Source organism: Neisseria sp. P0021.S006 (assembly GCF_051956895.1).
This window is the reverse complement of the sequence record NZ_JBQCWZ010001162.1, coordinates 1-475: the sequence shown is the minus strand read 5'-3', so window position 1 is coordinate 475 and position 475 is coordinate 1. Positions and strand designations below refer to the sequence as shown.

Genomic DNA, 475 nt, shown 5'->3' with positions numbered 1-475 from the left:
GCTTCACGCGCTTCAGGGTCGACAACGACAGCAGCTTCCAAGCGTTTAGTTAGGAAGCGGATACGGCGGTCGATTTCGCGCATACGGCGTTTGCCGTAAAGATAATCGCCATTTTCGCTGCGGTCGCCATTGCTTGCTGCCCAGTTAACGATTTGGACGATTTCCGGGCGCTCTTTGTTGACCAGATGATAAAGTTCGTCTTTCAGTGCCTGCCAACCGGTAGGTGTGATGTAATTTTTGGTTTCGGTACTCATGATGTGTCTATAACATAATTAAAGGCCGTCTGAACATTAATTTTCAGACGGCCTTTATTGTAAGTCAATTTACTTTATTCATCATCATCGCTATCGCTGATACTGATGCTGTGTTCCATTTCGCTTGGATGAACTTTCAAGCCGCCACAACCTGATCTTTCGGTAGAGAGACGGTTTAGATACACTTCATCGATATCGCCGGTTTGATAAACACCGTTGAA

At 45.9% G+C, this 475-nt stretch carries 1 pseudogene; it reads right to left on the bottom strand.

The annotated features are described in order from the left end of the window. A pseudogene (locus ACTHUM_RS19260) lies at nucleotides 1–254 on the bottom strand (transcription elongation factor GreB); the annotation flags it as partial. Between the last annotated feature and the right edge of the window lie 221 nt (nucleotides 255–475).